15 protein-coding genes are annotated in these 15,452 nt (G+C 68.8%); 6 read left to right on the top strand and 9 right to left on the bottom strand.

Annotated elements, in window-relative coordinates; genetic code table 11:
* Both H7I57_RS07450 and H7I57_RS07445 read right to left on the bottom strand, forming a co-directional pair.
* Positions 1-770: transposase (locus H7I57_RS07450; RefSeq protein WP_264022738.1), on the bottom strand; the 770-nt coding region annotated here is incomplete at its 3' end.
* Between the two features lie 220 nt (positions 771-990).
* Positions 991-1,734 carry a glutamine amidotransferase gene (locus H7I57_RS07445; RefSeq protein ID WP_264022737.1) on the bottom strand — a complete coding sequence of 248 codons (744 nt, stop codon included), beginning with the start codon at positions 1,732-1,734 and terminating at the stop codon, positions 991-993.
* Positions 1,735-1,833: 99 nt separating this feature from the next.
* Between H7I57_RS07445 and H7I57_RS07440 the strand changes: the two genes are divergently transcribed.
* On the top strand, positions 1,834-2,781 hold the full coding sequence (locus H7I57_RS07440; protein WP_264022736.1) for an enolase C-terminal domain-like protein: 948 nt from the start codon (positions 1,834-1,836) through the stop codon (positions 2,779-2,781).
* Between the two features lie 81 nt (positions 2,782-2,862).
* On the opposite strand, the gene aceA is transcribed toward H7I57_RS07440, so the two are convergent.
* From aceA to tenA, 5 genes are all read right to left on the bottom strand, one after another.
* Positions 2,863-5,151: an isocitrate lyase ICL2 gene (aceA, locus tag H7I57_RS07435; RefSeq protein WP_264022735.1), complete on the bottom strand. Its 2,289-nt coding sequence runs from the start codon at positions 5,149-5,151 to the stop codon at positions 2,863-2,865.
* Between the two features lie 63 nt (positions 5,152-5,214).
* A complete protein-coding gene (upp, locus tag H7I57_RS07430) occupies positions 5,215-5,856 on the bottom strand; it encodes a uracil phosphoribosyltransferase (RefSeq protein WP_264022734.1) in 642 nt (213 codons plus the stop codon).
* 20 nt (positions 5,857-5,876) lie between these two features.
* Positions 5,877-7,157, bottom strand: coding sequence for a URC4/urg3 family protein (locus H7I57_RS07425; protein ID WP_264022733.1), 1,281 nt, complete (start codon positions 7,155-7,157; stop codon positions 5,877-5,879).
* Complete coding sequence (locus tag H7I57_RS07420) at positions 7,154-8,428, bottom strand: GTP cyclohydrolase II (protein WP_264022732.1); 1,275 nt, start codon at positions 8,426-8,428, stop codon at positions 7,154-7,156. The genes H7I57_RS07425 and H7I57_RS07420 overlap by 4 nt, the downstream gene beginning before the upstream one ends.
* 96 nt (positions 8,429-8,524) lie before the next feature.
* Positions 8,525-9,235 carry a thiaminase II gene (tenA, locus tag H7I57_RS07415; RefSeq protein ID WP_264022731.1) on the bottom strand — a complete coding sequence of 237 codons (711 nt, stop codon included), beginning with the start codon at positions 9,233-9,235 and terminating at the stop codon, positions 8,525-8,527.
* A gap of 87 nt (positions 9,236-9,322) precedes the next feature.
* On the opposite strand from tenA, the gene H7I57_RS07410 reads away from it, so the two are divergent.
* The 4 genes from H7I57_RS07410 (at position 9,323) to H7I57_RS07395 (ending at position 13,346) form a co-directional block, all read left to right on the top strand.
* Entirely contained in the window at positions 9,323-10,024 is a 702-nt protein-coding gene (locus H7I57_RS07410) for a DUF899 family protein (protein ID WP_264022730.1), read from the top strand.
* Positions 10,025-10,066: 42 nt separating this feature from the next.
* Positions 10,067-10,564, top strand: a complete 498-nt coding sequence (gene tpx / locus H7I57_RS07405; protein ID WP_264022729.1) for a thiol peroxidase — start codon at positions 10,067-10,069, stop codon at positions 10,562-10,564.
* Positions 10,565-10,770: 206 nt separating this feature from the next.
* Positions 10,771-11,385: an NlpC/P60 family peptidoglycan-binding protein RipD gene (gene ripD, locus H7I57_RS07400; RefSeq protein ID WP_264022728.1), complete on the top strand. Its 615-nt coding sequence runs from the start codon at positions 10,771-10,773 to the stop codon at positions 11,383-11,385.
* Positions 11,386-11,513: 128 nt separating this feature from the next.
* Positions 11,514-13,346: a fatty acyl-AMP ligase gene (locus H7I57_RS07395; RefSeq protein ID WP_264022727.1), complete on the top strand. Its 1,833-nt coding sequence runs from the start codon at positions 11,514-11,516 to the stop codon at positions 13,344-13,346.
* Between the two features lie 4 nt (positions 13,347-13,350).
* Here H7I57_RS07395 and H7I57_RS07390 read toward each other — a convergent pair whose 3' ends face one another.
* Both H7I57_RS07390 and H7I57_RS07385 read right to left on the bottom strand, forming a co-directional pair.
* A complete protein-coding gene (locus H7I57_RS07390; RefSeq protein WP_264022726.1) occupies positions 13,351-14,058 on the bottom strand; it encodes a CPBP family intramembrane glutamic endopeptidase in 708 nt (235 codons plus the stop codon).
* A 17-nt stretch (positions 14,059-14,075) separates the two neighbouring features.
* Positions 14,076-14,690 carry a YdcF family protein gene (locus H7I57_RS07385; protein WP_372510140.1) on the bottom strand — a complete coding sequence of 205 codons (615 nt, stop codon included), beginning with the start codon at positions 14,688-14,690 and terminating at the stop codon, positions 14,076-14,078.
* Between the two features lie 122 nt (positions 14,691-14,812).
* Between H7I57_RS07385 and H7I57_RS07380 the strand changes: the two genes are divergently transcribed.
* Positions 14,813-15,325: a hypothetical protein gene (locus H7I57_RS07380; protein WP_264022725.1), complete on the top strand. Its 513-nt coding sequence runs from the start codon at positions 14,813-14,815 to the stop codon at positions 15,323-15,325.
* Positions 15,326-15,452 lie beyond the last annotated feature (127 nt).

Raw genomic sequence — 15,452 nt, 5'->3', positions numbered from 1 at the left:
GAGGAGAACCCCACCCCCTGCTCGCGGCAGGCGTCGGCGAATCCGTGGGTGGCCCCGGCGGTGTCGCAGCGCACCAGCACCTTCGGCCCGCCGGAATCTCCACGACTCGGGTCGGGCCGCCACCGCAGCGGCAAAGACGCCAGCGCCTGCTCCAAGACGATGATGTGATCACTGGCGGTGTTGGAGCCGGCGTTGCCGGTGCGCAGCAGCCCGCCCANAGCCTCGCCACCGGCGATCTCCGGACGGTCCAGGAACGCCAGCAGTGGGTGAAGACCGAACGACTTCTTCCAGGTCGGAGCAGCGCCGGTTTTGTTGTCGGAGTGATCGAGCACCAGGGTTGCGTCGATGTCGATGTGCAGCCAGCCGTCACTAGCGGGGACGGCTCCGGCGGCCCAGGCCGCTGCCCGCGCGGCGGCTCGCGCTGCCCGCACCCCGGGTAGGTGAGCAGCATCGATTCGCTCATCGACCAGCCGCCACATCGTGGTCGTCGAGGCCTTGGCGCCGAACACGTGCTCTCGGTCGCCGCACAACTGACCGACCCCGTCGATGCAGTCCGCGCCGTCGGCGACCGCGGCCGCCAGATCGGCGAAGACATCTCCGGGGGCATACACCCACGGGCCGCGGTAGGTGTCGGCCAGAGCCGCGGTGACCTGCGCTGATAACCCGGACCGGTCGGCGAGCTCGCGCAGCATGCCCATCCCGGCATGCGACACCACACCATGGCCGTCGGCGGACACTTTCACCTGTGATGCGACCGCGATATTCTTCACCTGCGAGGTGCCTTCCAGCTGGAACGATCTGAACCTTAGACAAGTCCGATTATTCCTTGCAGGACAGGCACTTTCGCTTATCTACACACCGCCACAAGCGACAAACCGCGAAAAATNCTGGAACGATCTGAACCTTAGACAAGTCCGATTATTCCTTGCAGGACAGGCACTTTCGCTTATCTACACACCGCCACAAGCGACAAACCGCGAAAAATCCGGGCTAAGCGGACCGGGCGTATCGCTGTGCGAACCTACGCAGGATCGCCATGGGATGCTCGACCACTCGTTGTCGCGCAGCGTCTTTGAGGGAGTCCGCGGTCTCCGGGGCGAAGTATCCGTGATTCTTGTAGACGTCGATCCTGGTACATAGGCCGTGGACGTCGAGTTCGGGATGGAACTGGGTGGCGTAGACATTGCGGCCGACGCGGAACGCCTGGACGGGGCAGTCGGCGGACGTGGCCAGGCGCGCGACGTGGGCGGGAAGCGATGACGCCGCCTCCTTGTGGCCGCCGAAGGCGTCGAAGACGTCCGGCAGGCCCGCGAACAGCGGATCGTCGCGGCCTTCCGCGGTGATCTCCACCGTGACGGGCCCGACCGGCTCGGGGTGAGACCGGTCCACGACGGCGCCGATGGCCGTGCCCAACGTCCCCACGCCGTAACAACAACCGAGGAACGGGAAATCACGGCCGATGATCGGGGCGAGCAGCCCGCTCAACTCCGCCTCGACACGCTGCTGGGTCGGCGACTTCGCAGCCGGTTCGTCGCTGACGTTGTACGGCCCGCCCCCCAGGATGATGCCCGACCACTGCGACAGGTCGACCTCGCCCAGCGGCCGGTGGGTCAGCCGGACGCGATGCATACCGCGCTCGTCGACGCCGGCGAACCGCATCATCGCCTGGTACTCGTCGTCGGCGGCCTCGTCTTCGCCGCGGATCGACAGCAACAGGAACGGGGCGTCGGCCACGGCGTACAGGGTAACCGGGGCGTCATCGCAGCGGCGTGGCCCGGCGATCGGCATGGCGCTCCACCGACCCGCCCCGGCACCGGATAGCTTTGTCGATCAGTGAGAACACTCATCGACTTCGACGACGCTCCCGTGTTCGCCATCCCGGCTGCCGGAGGCGTGCGCGAGGGCGTCCTGGTGGAGGGGCCGCAGGGTTGGGGCGAGTTCAGCCCGCCCGCGGACAGCGACGACGCACTGGCAGCCCGCTGGCTGACCGCGGCGATGGAACCCAGCACCGTCGGGTGGCCCGATGCGATCCGGGGCCGCGTCCCGGTCGCCGTCGCGATCCCCGAGGTCGATCCGGCCATCGCGCGCCGACTGGTCACCGCGGGACGCAGCGGCTGTGCCCGGGTCGCCGTCGGCGCGAGGCACGACTCAGGCGGCGCGGACGCCGACCGGGTGTCCGCGGTGCGCGACGCGCAGGGGTTGGGCGGCTCGGTGCGCTGTGTGGTTGAGGCGACCGAGGCCGACGAGGCGATCGCGGCGATCACCCGGCTCGACAGGGCCGCAGGCGGACTCGAGATGGTGGAACTGAAATGCCGCAGCGTCGAGATCGCCGCCGCCGTCAGGCGCGGCGTTGACGTCCCGATCGCCGTGGACGCGGTGCTGTTGAGCGCAACGGGGTCGACCTCTGATGCCGCCGACATCGCGGTGCTGCGCTGCGGACCGCTTGGGGGAGTGCGCCGCGCGCTTCGCCGCGCGGAGGCGCTCGGGTTGCCGTGTGTGGTGAACCTCGCCGGGCTCACGAGCATCGGCATGGCCGGCGACGTCGCCCTCGCCGCGGTGCTGCCCGACCTGCCGTTCGCCTGCGGTCCCGCGGCGGTGTCACCGGCCGACGGCGATGTCGTCGCCGAGGCCCGCTCGCTGGTGCCCGCCGACGGCTACCTGCCCGCGGCCCCCACGCCCGCGGCGCCGGACCCCGTCCGGGTGGCCCGCTACACCGTCACCGACCCGGCCACGGTCGGCCGCTGGCGCGAGCTACTGCGCCGCGCCGCCGCCGCCTCCTGACCCCCACCCCGCCGGAATTGCATTCCAGCAGGCAGTCACTCGAACTTATTCTGCTGGAATGCAATTCCGGCGAAACGTCGGTCAGTCCTGCTTGCTGATCAGCCTGCGCAGTGCCTGCCGGTCGGGGGCGAGCAGTTCCTCGATCCGCGCCTTGTTCACATCGGCGACGATGATCTCGCCCACCTCTTGGTAGACGTCGCTGAAGATGCCGTGCGACTTCATCTTCTCGGTCTGATAGATGTTGTCCTCGGTCGGGGTGACGTAGTAGACGATCTCGGCCTTGAACCGGTGGATCAGCCAGAGATGGATGACATCCATCAGCCGCTTCTGGCGCAGGTGCTCGGCGAAGGTGTTCTGGTCGCGCACCGTCAGGATGCTGCGTCCGTGCCGATCCTTGATCGGGTCGACCACCACGTTGGCCAGCGGCTCGTCGCCGTCACCGTAGATCCCCAGGTCGAGCACGTCCGAGCCGGCGCGCCTGGGCCGCAGCTGCACGGTGAGCTTCTCGGACAGCTGATTGTGCTCGCTCCACAGCGCCAGCCATTCCTCCAGCAGCTTCTTGGGCACCTCGGTCTGCACCAGGTGCTGATGCTGGGTCGAGCCCTTGCCCATCGACTTCGTGGTCGCAGTGCGGCCCGAGGATGCGGCCAGCGCGGCGTCGCTTCGCGGCCCTCCGACGAGGGTTTGCGGTGTGCGGTAAGGAGATTCGACGAGCCGCATCTTGCGCTGCAGCCGTGCCAGCGCCAGCATGCCCTCCTGGCGGAGGGAGGTGGCGAACTCCTCGGAGGCCACACCGTCGACCTGATGGCCGCCGTAGGTGATGAAGTTGAAGACGAACCCCATCTTTCCGAGTTCCTCCGGGAACGCGCGCATCTCCTCGTCGGTCATGCCGGTGGTGTCCCAGTTGAACGACGGCGACAGGTTGTAGGCGAGCATCTGGTCGGGGTAGACGGCGTGGATGGCGTCGGCGAACTGCTTGGCGTCGGCCAGGTCGGCCGTCTTGGTCTCCATCCAGAGGATGTCGGCGAACGGGGCGGCGGCCAGCGACTTGGCGATCGCGTACGGGATGCCGCCGCGCACCTGGTAGTAACCCTCGGGCGTCTTCACCCGCTCGCAGTCCCACGCCACGTCGGCCCCCAACTGCCTGGCCTTCTCCCTGGCCGTGTATAGCGGCGCCCGTTCGGCGAACTCGCGCCACTCCGCGACGCTCATGTCCGACGGTTCACCCTCCCGGTCACGGAACTCGAGAAGGTCCGCCACCGCGTCGCCGTAGGTGTTCAGCCCGGCCTCGTCCTGCCAGGCGTCGACGAAGCGTGACTCCACCGTGTCGAACACGGCGTCGACGGACGACTCCGCACCGTCCTGCCAGGAGGCGACCGTCTCGTCGATCAGGGACAGCAGGCCCACCCGCTCCAGCCAGGCCTCGGCGGTCGCGTATTCGCCGTCCGGCAACGCGTAGAGCAGATGGCCGTTGATCTCGGTCATCCCCTTGTCGTAGAAGCGCCGCATCATCGCCAGGAAGCACGACTTGTAGGACGGGATCTTCAGATTCGTGGCACCGAGCAGGAACGGCTGGTCGCGTTCGTCGGCCCGGCTGTCGATCAGATTCGCCGCCTCGGCGTCGGTGCGCGCGACGATGATCCCGGGGACCCGCATGACGTCGAGCTGGAACCGGGCGGTGTTGAGCCGCTTGATCTGCTCGTCCGAGGGCACCAGCACCTTGCCGCCCTGATGGCCGCACTTCTTGGTGCCGGGACGTTGGTCCTCGATGTGGTACCCGGGCACACCCGCCTCGACGAAGCGTCGGATCAGGTTGCGCACATGAGGATCACCGCCGTGGCCTGTGTCGGCGTCGGCGATGATGAACGGCCGATAGTCGTAGGCCGGCGTCGCCTTGCGCTGATCTTCGGTCATCCGCTGCCGCAGGTACTGCTGGTTGCGGTCGGCGGTCAGCAGCGCGCGCACCAGGCCCGCGGCCTCCTCGGGCACCTGGCTGAGCGGGTAACTCGCGAGGTCGGGTCCCGGATCCTCGCTGATCGAACCTTTCGCCGACGTGGCCCAGCCGCCGAGGTAGACGCCCTCGATGCCCATCCGTTTCATCACCACGGCCTGGCCGGGGGAGTAGGGCCCGAACGTGGTGATGCTCTTGCCGCGCGAGAACAACTCGCGAAGGTGCGGGTAGAACTCGGTCGCGGCCGCTCGGGCGACGGGGTAGTCCGCGGGGATCGTGCCCCGTTGCTCGGCCACCTGCCGGGCGGTGTAGAGGCGGGTGATCCCCTCGAAGCGGGGACTGTCGAAGTAGCGCTGGGTTTCGGCGACATCCCGCTCGAACGGCGTCTGGGGCTGGAGGTCAGCTTCGATGATGGCCATAACCCACCCTACGGCGCGGGGTGGCTGGGTGGGGCTACTTCGACTCGGCCACCAGACAGGAGATCACTTGGTGCCGAAGATGCGATCACCGGCGTCGCCGAGACCGGGCAGGATATAGCCGTGCTCGTCGAGGCACCGATCGATCGCCGCGGTGAAGATCGGCACGTCGGGATGGGCATCGGTCATCGCAGCGATGCCTTCGGGGCAGGTCAGCAGGCACACGAACTTGATCGACTTCGGGTCGTGCTCGGCCAGCCGGTCCACCGCGGCCACCGCGGAATGCCCGGTGGCCAGCATCGGGTCGACCACGACCACGTCCCGCTCGCGCAGCTCACCCGGCATCTTGAAGTAGTACTCCACGGCCACAAGTGTTTTCGGATCGCGGTACAGGCCGATGTGGCCGACTCGGGCTGACGGGACCACCTCGAGCATGCCGTCGAGGATGCCGGTGCCGGCCCGCAGGATCGACACGAACACCAGCTTCTTGCCGTCGATCACCTGACCCGTGGTGCGTTCCAGCGGTGTCTCGATCTCGACCTCGTGCGTCGCGATCTCGCGCAGCACCTCGTAGGCCATGAGCACCGATACCTCATGAACCAACCGGCGAAAGCCATTGGTCGACACGTCTTTTCGACGCATCAAGGTGATCTTGTGCTGAATCAGCGGGTGCTCGATGAGGTGCACTCCGCCTGTTCCGGTGCCCATGTCTCCTCCTGGCCAGTCCGTTAGAAAACCGTGCCGTCACTGGCGACGGCCAATGGTGGCAGACCGTCGCGCAGGTGCTGCGCGGACGCCCGACCGGCGGCCCAGGTGCCGCCCTCCAGTACGCAGGCCAGCGGCATCCGGTCGGCGTCGACCCCCAGGCGGGCGCGCACCAGCGGTGCCATCTCGTCGAGCAGCGCCACGGTCAGCCCGCGCCACTCGACCACCAACTCGTCGGCGGGGTTCCAGGTTCGGGTGGCGCACCCGGGATCGCGCAGGCGCAGCGCCGCGGTGTCCAGCAGGAGTCCGCCGTTGCGGTACTCGGGCAACCCGGTGAGGGCGTCGAGTCCGGTCACCGCCACCCCGGCCCACACGAACGGCTCGATCAGGGAGTACGTCAACCACTGGGAGAGTTTGTGCAGCGGCAGCCATCCCGCGGTCAGGCCGGGCCCCGACACCGCATCGTGGTGCCAGCAGTCACCCAGGCGGTGGGTGCCGATGGTGTTCTCAGACGGCCAGATCGGGGCCAGGGAGGTCAGCAGTCGCACCAGGATGTCGTGGGCGTCAACCGAACCCGCGGGGCCGGCGAGCGCATCGAACAGCCCGCCCGCTCTTCCCCGCGCACCGAACACCTCGGGTTGCGCGGCCAGCGCGTCGCCGAGCCTGCGCAGCAGCTGCACGCGCCCGGCCAGGCCCACCAGCGGGTTGTCCGGCGTGGCCTGCAGCACCCCGGCCAAGCGGTCCTCGGTCAGCGTGCGCAGCGCCGCGGCGTCGACCTGCAGTGGCCGGGACGGGTCGCTGGAGAACGCTCCGGAGACGAACCCGTGCCAGCTGGCGACGGCCAGGCCCTCCGATCGGGTGAACCGCGTGGTGGCGCCGTCGCGATCCTCGAGGAAGCCCCACTCGGCGCCGGCTCCCGCGTCGAGGAGAACGCTGATGACGGTCAGGTCGATCATCGCCCGCGCCCGCTCCGGCGCGTCCGCGGTGCCCAGCAGGGTCTCGAGGTCGGCGCGGCGGTCGACCCCGCCGGCCTCGAAATGGCGCCACCTGCTGTGGTAGGGCACCGCCAGGTCCGGGTAGCGGGCGCGGGTGAGGTCGGCGACGTCGGCGGCAGCGGCGCGCAGCCCGTCGTCGTGCACGGTGAACCAGCGCGATCCGCCGGCGCGGGCACGTTCGAGGAGCTGCGCGCAGCGCGCGCGCACCGCGCCGGTGGTGCGCAGCAGCGCGACGGCGCCGGCGGGGTCAGCGGGGTCGACGGCGAGCTGATCCACACCGGCACCGACGGAACCGGCATTCGAGCTCATGGATGCAGCTCCCGGCCCTTGACCTTCTTGAGCTCCTCGGCGTCGGGAGCTGCGCCGGGGGAGTAGTAGCCGGCCGCCGTCTTGGCGTCCATCTCGACCTGCGCGTCGGCCGGGATCAGTTCGTCGGGAATCGAGACCCGCTCTCCGACCTCGATGCCCGAGCCGGTGATCGCGTCGTACTTCATGTTGCTCATGGACACGAGGCGGTGGATCTTGGTGATGCCCAGCCAGTGCAGGACGTCGGGCATGAGTTCCTGGAACCGCATGTCCTGAACGCCTGCCACGCACTCGGTGCGGGCGAAGTACTGGTCGGCGGTGTCACCGCCGACCTGGCGCTTGCGCGCGTTGTAGACGAGGAACTTCGTCACCTCACCGAGCGCGCGACCCTCCTTGCGCGAGTACGCGACCAGGCCGACCCCGCCGCGTTGTGCGCCGAGGATGCATTCCTCGATCGCGTGGGTCAGGTAGGGACGGCAGGTGCAGATGTCCGAACCGAAGACGTCCGAGCCGTTGCACTCGTCGTGGACGCGGGCGGTCAGCTCGACGGCCGGATCGGCGAGACCACGGGGATCGCCGAAGATGTAGATGGTCTGCCCGCCGATGGGCGGCAGGAACACCTCGAGGTCCGAGCGCGTCACCAGCTCCGGATACATGCCGCCCGTCTCCTCGAAAAGCGCTCGGCGCAAGTCGGTTTCGCTGCATCCGAAGCGCCGGGCGACGCCGGGCAGGTGCCACACCGGCTCGATCGCGGCCTTCGTGACCTGGGCGGCGCCGGTGGTCAGCAGTACCCGGCCGTCGGGGCTGAGGCGGCCTTTGACGATGGCGTCGCTGACCTCGGGGAGGATCACCTGCGCCTTCGTCACCGCGATGGTCGGGCGGATGTCCAGGCCCGCGGCGAGTTCGTCGGCGAAGACGTCGGCGACCATCGCCCCCCACGGGTCCAGGCTGACGATGGTGGCGGGGTCGCGCCACTGCGGGTGAGGGCCGATGACATCGGTCGGCGAGGTGTTCGTCAGATCGGCGCGGTGGTCGCGGGACAACGCGCCTGCGGCGACGGCGAGCGCCCGGTAGACACCGTATGCGCCGCTGTGTGTCCCGATGACGTTGCGGTGGGCGCGCGTAGCGGTGGTGCCGACGACGGGTCCGCGCAGCGCCGCGGTGGGTGCGCCCCAGTGGATGGGCGGAGCGCCGGTGCCCCCGCTGTGGGACGTCAGCCTGATGTGTCCGCCCGACGACCTGCCGGGAGGCGTCGCGGCGGCTTCGCTGGGCATCGTTCTCCTCGGCCTCCTCGGCTGCATCTCCTCGCTCAGAGGAAAGCCGCAAGCATAGCCATTACGCGGCCCGGCTGCCGGGCTGTCGCGGAGGGATCAGACCGGCCAGGCTTCGCGCCGGTGGGCGGCGTCGAAGAACATCCACTCGTATCGCGACGTGGTGACGAAGTGCGCTCGCGCGATCGCCTCCTCGGCCGGTTTCAGAAGAGGTCCGGTCCGGTCGGCCAGGTTCAGGACCTCGGTGACGGTCGCCGCGAAATCCTCGCCGCCGTAACTGTCGATCCAACGCTGGTAGCGCGGGTCGCTCGAGCCCCGCTCCAACAGCCGGGCCCCGACCTCGGCGTAGATCCAGTAGCAGGGCAGGACGGCGGCCAGACCGTCGGCGAAGCCACCGCTGTAGACGGTGGCCAGCAGGTAGCTGTTGTAGGCCTGGGTGGTCGGCGCCACCGGGGCGGCGTCGACGGCCTCCGGGCTCAACCCGAGTGCGGGCAGCAACTCGCCGTGCAGCGCGAGTTCGACGTCGAACACCTCCGCGGCGTGCCTGGCGAACATCGCGGTGTCCGCGAGTGCGGGCGCCCTGGCGCCGACGACCGCGAGCGCGCGTGCGTAGGCGCGCAGGTAGTGGACGTCCTGGGCGACGTAGTGGGCGAACGCCTCCGCGTCGAGGCTGCCGTCGGTGAGCCCCGTGACGAACGGGTGCTCGGTGATCGCAGCGAACGTCGGGCCGATGTCCGACCACAGCCGGCGGGACCATGAATCTGGATCGGCGGAGCCGATGCGCGGAAACGTGCTGTTCGTCTGGGTCATGCCGATCATCCTTTCAGCGATGAGTTGTCGGTACCGGTGCAGTCAATACCGGTGACATATCGACCGACCTGCCGGAGGGTGTTTGACATGACCGACACGACCGCATTTCCCCCCGTGGTGGACGCCGCGACCTGGCGCGGGGAACTCGACAAGCTGCGGCAGCGGGAGAAGGCCGCCACCCGCGAACTGGACGCCATCGCCGCCGAGCGCCGACGGCTGCCGATGGTGGAGCTGCCCGAATACACGTTGATCGGCGCCGACGGTGCGGTCCGGCTCGCGGATGTCTTCGAGGGTCGCTCTCAGCTGATCGTCTATAACCACATGTGGACCGACGGTGCCGAGTGGCAGTGCGGCGGCTGCACCGGTTACACCTCGCAGTTCACCCGGCTGGACTTCCTGGACAACTACGACGCCCGGTTCGTCATCGTCACCTCGGGCCCGATCGAGGAAGCACTGGCCTACCGCGACAAGGTCGGCAATGCCATGGAGTGGTACTCGTCCTCGGAGAGCCCGTTTGCCACCGATGTCGATGCGGCGCCCAACACCGGCTTCGGCGTCAATGTGTTCCTGCGTGACGGTGCCACCGTCTACCGCACCTGGCACACCAACGGTCGGGGGACCGAGCAGCTCAGCCATACGTTCCCGCTCATCGACATCCTGCCGTGGGGCAGGCAGGAGCTGTGGCAGGACTCACCCGAGGGCTGGCCGCAGCGGCCGACGTATTCGGGATGGCTGGATTCGCCGGACATCGCTCGTATGTACGGCAACACCGCAGCAGCGCCCAGCTGACCCCCGCGCGACGTCGCGGGTCGCGCTTGGCAGACTGTGCCCATGGCACAGATAACCTTGCGCGGAAACGCGATCAACACCGTCGGAGAACTGCCCGCGATCGGGTCGCCGGCGCCCGGCTTCACGCTCACGGGCACCGATCTCGGCCAGGTGAGCGCCGACCAATTCCGCGACAAGCCGCTGCTGCTGAACATCTTCCCCTCGGTGGACACGCCCGTGTGCGCCGCGAGCGTGCGGACGTTCAACGAGCGCGCGGCAGCGGAGGGCATCTCGGTGCTGTGCGTCTCCAAGGATCTGCCGTTCGCGCAGAAGCGCTTCTGCGGTGCCGAGGGCATCGAGAACGTGACCTCGGCGTCGGCGTTCCGGGACAGCTTCGGCGACGACTACGGCATCACGATCGTCGACGGACCGATGGCCGGGCTGCTGGGCCGCGCCGTGGTGGTGATCGGGGCCGACGGCAACGTCGCATACTCCGAGCTGGTGCCCGAGATCGGGCAGGAGCCCGACTATGACGCGGCGCTCGCCGCGGTCAAGGCGTGAGCCGGCGCACACCCTAAACGGCGACGCGCCGGCATAGATCACCGTTCGATTCCAGTCCCGCATCTCCTTGGTGCAGCGTCCTGCGCTGACGCCAAAACGCCGCTTCAGGTGGTGTAGAAGTGGTCATAGTGACTGCTGTTACTCACTGAGTCAGTGCCAAGTCAGTACCAACGGGGTGCTGGAATCCGGAAAGCGGTGGAAGTGCGATGCGACGCGTCCTTGTCTTCGTGATCGGTCTCGGTCTCCTGGTGGCGACGCCGGGTCTCGCGGCCGCCGACATCACGCGATCGGCGACCAACCAGAAGGCCGTGGAGCTGGTGATCTCCCGCGCGCTCTCGCAGCGCGGAGTTCCGTTCGCGTACGGCGGCGGCGGCGCATCGGGTCCGAGCAAGGGAACCGTCGCCGTACCCGAGCCAGAGGTGGCGGCCCAGCCCGACCAGGCGGGCACCGATGCCGCCGCGCTCGGCCTGACACCCGGGCTGAACCTGCCCACCGTCACCCCGGGCACCGGAATCCCCGCCCCCGAGCCTCGACGGATCGAGGTCGTCGGCTTCGACGCATCAGGCTTGATGGTGTACGCCTACGCCGGCGCGGGCGTGAAGCTGCCGCGGTCCTCGGGCGAGCAGTACAAGGTGGGCCAGAAGGTCGCACCGGCGCTCGCCCTGCCGGGCGACCTGATCTTCTACGGCCCGGACGGAACTCAGAGCGTGGCGCTGTTCATCGGCAACGGGCAGATGGTGGAGACCACCGACTCCGGTGTGGCCGTCTCGCCCGTCCGCACCAACGGCATGACCCCGTACCTGGTGCGCATCATCGCCTGAGGTCGGTTGGCCCGGGTTGCCGAAATTCCTGCCGCACAAACCGATTCAGGCTCCGGACGCGGCGACCGTATCCACCGGCAGCGGCAGAGGCGGGCCGGTACCGAGGTCACGATGCCTAGACTGCAGGCATGAACGGCGGTGCGGGACGGGCGGTCGCGGTCGGCGAAGGCCTGTTGCAGATCGAGGACTGCCTCGACGCCGACGGCGGTATCGTGCTGCCCCCCGGCGTCAACCTGGTCTCGCTGACCGAGCGCAACATCGCCAACGTCGGCGACTCGGTCGCCTACCGCTACCTCGACTTCTCCCGGCCCGCCGGCGACGAGGCGGTGGAAGTGACATGGAACGAACTCGGCGTGCGCATGCGGGCGGTCGGGGCCCACGTGCAGCGCGTGGCGTCCCGCGGTGACCGGGTCGCGATCCTGGCGCCCCAGGGCCTCGAGTACGTCGCCGGCTTCTACGGTGCGATCAAGGCCGGGGCCATCGCGGTGCCGTTGTTCGCACCGGAGCTGCCGGGCCACGCCGAACGCCTCGACACCGCACTGCGGGACTCGCACCCCACTGCCGTCCTGACGACCGCCGCAGTGCGCGACGGTGTCGAAGACTTCCTGGACAACAGGACCGCCGAGATGAGCCGGCCCGTCGTCATCGTGATCGACGAGATTCCCGACTCCGCCGCCGGTGGCTTCCAGCCGACGACCATCGACGTCGACGACGTCTCCCATCTGCAGTACACCGGTGGTGCGACGCGGCCGCCGGTGGGTGTCGAGATCACCCACCGTGCCGTGGGCACCAACCTCCTGCAGATGATCCTGTCGATCGACCTGCTCGACCGAAACACCCACGGGGTCAGCTGGTTACCCCTCTACCACGACATGGGTCTGTCGATGATCGGCTTTCCCGCGGTCTACGGCGGCCACTCCACCCTGATGTCACCCACGGCATTCGTGCGCAGGCCGTTGCGCTGGATCGAGGCACTGTCCGCGGGATCGCGGATCGGCCGCGTGGTGACCGCCGCGCCGAACTTCGCCTACCAGTGGGCCGCTCAGCGTGGGGTTCCCGACGGGGATTCCGGCATCGACCTACGCAATGCGGTGATGATCATCGGCTCCGAGCCGGTCAGCATCGATGCGATCGAGGCATTCAACGACGCATTCACGCCGTTCGGCCTGCCGCGCACCGCGTTCAAGCCGTCCTACGGTCTGGCCGAAGCGACCTTGTTCGTCTCGACGATCGAACCCGCCGACGAGGCGCGGGTGGTGTACCTCGATCGGCAGCGACTGGCCGCCGGCCACGCCGTCGCGGTCGACGAGCGCGACCCCGGGGCGACCGCACAGGTGCCGTGCGGCCACATCGCCCGTAGCCAGTGGTGCGCGATCGTCGATCCGGACAGCGCCACCGAGCAACCCGACGGGCAGGTCGGTGAAATCTGGTTGCACGGCGACAACATCGGCAGGGGCTACTGGGGCAGACCGGCGGACACCGAGCGCACCTTCGGCGCACGTCTGCGCGCGACCCTGCCCAGCGGAAGCCACGCCACCGGCGCTGACACCGGGACCTGGCTGCGAACAGGGGATCTCGGTTTCTATCTCGACGGCGAACTCTTCGTCACCGGACGCATCGCGGATCTGCTGGCCGTGGACGGTGACAGCCACTATCCGCAGGACCTCGAGACCACAGCCGCCGAGGCATCCCCGGTCATCCGGCGTGGCTACGCCGCGGCCTTCGCGGTGGACGGGGAGACCGGCGGCGGTGTCGTGGTGATCGCCGAAAGGGCTGCCGGCACTGCACGTGTCGACCTCGCCTCGGCGATCGAGACGATCAAGAAAGCCCTCACCGAACGCCACGGGGTACGGGTCCTCGATGTCCGCATCGTGCCTGCCGGCTCGATCCCGCGAACCACCAGCGGCAAGCTCGCCCGATACGCGTGCCGGACCCACTATCTCGGTGGCGCGTTCCACTGATCGCTCAGGCCGGCGGTATCGCTCCGGCGACGGTGAGCATCAACACCAACCCGGGCAGCAGGTTGGTGACCTGGTGGGCGAGGATGCTCGCCGTCAGGTCGCCGACGAAGAAGCGCGCCAAGCCGATCGGCAGCGCCACCACCAGCAGGAGCGGGATCCGAGTCAACTCTAGGTGGGCGATCGCGAACACCACGGTGGTGACCAGAAGCGCCACCCGGCGCCCCCAGCGCCGGTCCACGGCGTCCCACAGCAGGCCGCGGTAGACGATCTCCTCGCAGACGGGGGCGACGAACACGATGACAACAAAAACGACGACAGCCCACGCCCACGTCCCGCGCACTCCGCCGAACACGGCGCCTGCCGCCGAGTTCGCCTCCTCGCCGACGACCGAAAGCCACAGCGCCGCCGCGGGAAGCGTGACGAACAGCCCACCGAGCCCGAAGAGGACGCCCAAACCTGCGCTGCGCCAGGACCACTGCAGCCTCAAGTCGGTACGCGGACCGTTTCCCCGCACTTTCGACGCGAGGATCGCCACGGCGGCGGCGAGCAACGTCGGCAACGCGACGACCAGAACCACGGTCGACACCGAGACCACCTGTTGGCCACCGAAGAGGACCGCCAGGGCCAGCGACGTCAGCAGGTACACCACTTCGGCGAGCAGGAAGGCGCCCAGCCCCCAGCGGTGCGGCCGCGACTGCAGTGCAGCGTCCACACCCGGACGCTAACCCATCAGCTGATGGCGACGAACGGGCTGATCACGTCCCGGACGAACTGTTCGATGTTGATCGACGGATTCTGGTCCGGGAAGCTCACGGTCGCGAGAACGTTTCCCCCGGCATCGGCGAAATTGCCGTCCGCGCGGTCCTGATGCGACGACGAGGTCACCAGGATGATCCCCGTCGTACCTGCCTCCTTGGCCAGCGGAACCGAGAATCTGGCGTTCTGCACGGTGCTGTTCGCCCTGTCTTCGACGATGATCCGCTCTCGGGGGGTTCCGTACAGACGCAGCATCTTGCTCATCTGCCCGGCTTCGGTGTTCCCGTTCCGCGGGTTGCCGCCGGTCACGATGATCGGGGCCTGCGGAAAGATCTGCGCGACGGCGAGGGCGGCGAGCACCCGCGTGTGCAGGATCAGCCGCATCGTGCCGTCGGGTTTGAGGCCGTAGCCGAGGACGACGATCGCCGGTTTGGAGAAGTCCTTGGCAACCAGCTGCGGCGGCGCGGCGTGCGCGGTGCCCACGGACCCGCCGCCGGTGAGCAGCGCGACGGCCAGCGCTGCGGCGACGATCATCGCTTTCCATCGGAACGCCGGAACACGGCGGGCCGCGGCAGATGTTTGAGTCATCGTCAATTTCATCGCCGGGGTGGCTCAAGTCATTACGGTCCGGTCTCGAAGCGCGAACGATGCGGTGATCATCGGCGGTCGCCGTTCGCACGATCGGCCGTTCCGTGCTCTGGTGGAAGGTGATGTCTTCCCACCGCATGCTCCCACGCCCCGCTGTCTTCACCCCGGCCCGCCGCGTGGCTCTGGCCGGGACCGCGTGCGCGGCAGTGCTCGTCGCCGCCGCGCCCGCGGCGGTCGCGGCGCCCGCGTTCGACAGCCAGGGCTACGTCGACTCGACCGCACGATGCACCGCCCCCGACACGGTGGTGGTCTTCGGCAGCACCGCCGGCTCGCGGGTGGCGATCTGCAGCATCCCTGACGGCGGTTACGAGTACCGAGGTGTGCGGGTGCGGGACGGCGCCAGGCTCATCGCCGTCGCGTCGCGTTCCTCCGACGGTGCGTTCACCGTCGCCAACGACGGCGTCGAGTACATGGTGACGTCGAGCGCCCTCGTCATCAGCGTCGGGGAGCGGGTGATCCGTGACGAGCCGATGGTGGACTTCCACCGACCGGGTGCGTCCACCGAATCCGCGGAAGAGCCGACGCCCACCACGCCGTTGCCTCCGCCTCTGCCGGCGGAGGAGGGCGGCAGCTGAGCGGTCACCGACCGCGGGGTGGCCCCGACCCTCAGTTACCGCGCCGGACTCGCACGCGTCACGCCATGACGGCAGAGGTGCGGTGCCAACCGGGCCGCGCGATCCGGATTGGATATGCGCGCCGATC

It is taken from the genome of Mycolicibacterium pyrenivorans (assembly GCF_025821625.1).
In the GTDB taxonomy this organism is placed as follows: Bacteria; Actinomycetota; Actinomycetes; order Mycobacteriales; family Mycobacteriaceae; genus Mycobacterium; species Mycobacterium pyrenivorans.
The sequence above is the reverse complement of the archived record's forward strand: the minus strand, read 5'-3'. Positions and strand labels throughout refer to the sequence as shown.

Excerpts from the sequence above, each read along its gene's own strand:
- aceA (WP_264022735.1), bottom strand. The coding sequence starts at position 5,151 with ATGGCCATCATCGAAGCTGACCTCCAGCCCCAGACGCCGTTCGAGCGG.
- upp (WP_264022734.1), bottom strand. The coding sequence starts at position 5,856 with ATGGGCACCGGAACAGGCGGAGTGCACCTCATCGAGCACCCGCTGATT.
- H7I57_RS07425 (WP_264022733.1), bottom strand. The coding sequence starts at position 7,157 with ATGAGCTCGAATGCCGGTTCCGTCGGTGCCGGTGTGGATCAGCTCGCC.
- H7I57_RS07420 (WP_264022732.1), bottom strand. The coding sequence starts at position 8,428 with ATGCCCAGCGAAGCCGCCGCGACGCCTCCCGGCAGGTCGTCGGGCGGA.
- tenA (WP_264022731.1), bottom strand. The coding sequence starts at position 9,235 with ATGACCCAGACGAACAGCACGTTTCCGCGCATCGGCTCCGCCGATCCA.
- H7I57_RS07410 (WP_264022730.1), top strand. The coding sequence starts at position 9,323 with ATGACCGACACGACCGCATTTCCCCCCGTGGTGGACGCCGCGACCTGG.
- tpx (WP_264022729.1), top strand. The coding sequence starts at position 10,067 with ATGGCACAGATAACCTTGCGCGGAAACGCGATCAACACCGTCGGAGAA.
- ripD (WP_264022728.1), top strand. The coding sequence starts at position 10,771 with ATGCGACGCGTCCTTGTCTTCGTGATCGGTCTCGGTCTCCTGGTGGCG.
- H7I57_RS07395 (WP_264022727.1), top strand. The coding sequence starts at position 11,514 with ATGAACGGCGGTGCGGGACGGGCGGTCGCGGTCGGCGAAGGCCTGTTG.
- H7I57_RS07385 (WP_372510140.1), bottom strand. The coding sequence starts at position 14,690 with ATGACTCAAACATCTGCCGCGGCCCGCCGTGTTCCGGCGTTCCGATGG.
- H7I57_RS07380 (WP_264022725.1), top strand. The coding sequence starts at position 14,813 with ATGTCTTCCCACCGCATGCTCCCACGCCCCGCTGTCTTCACCCCGGCC.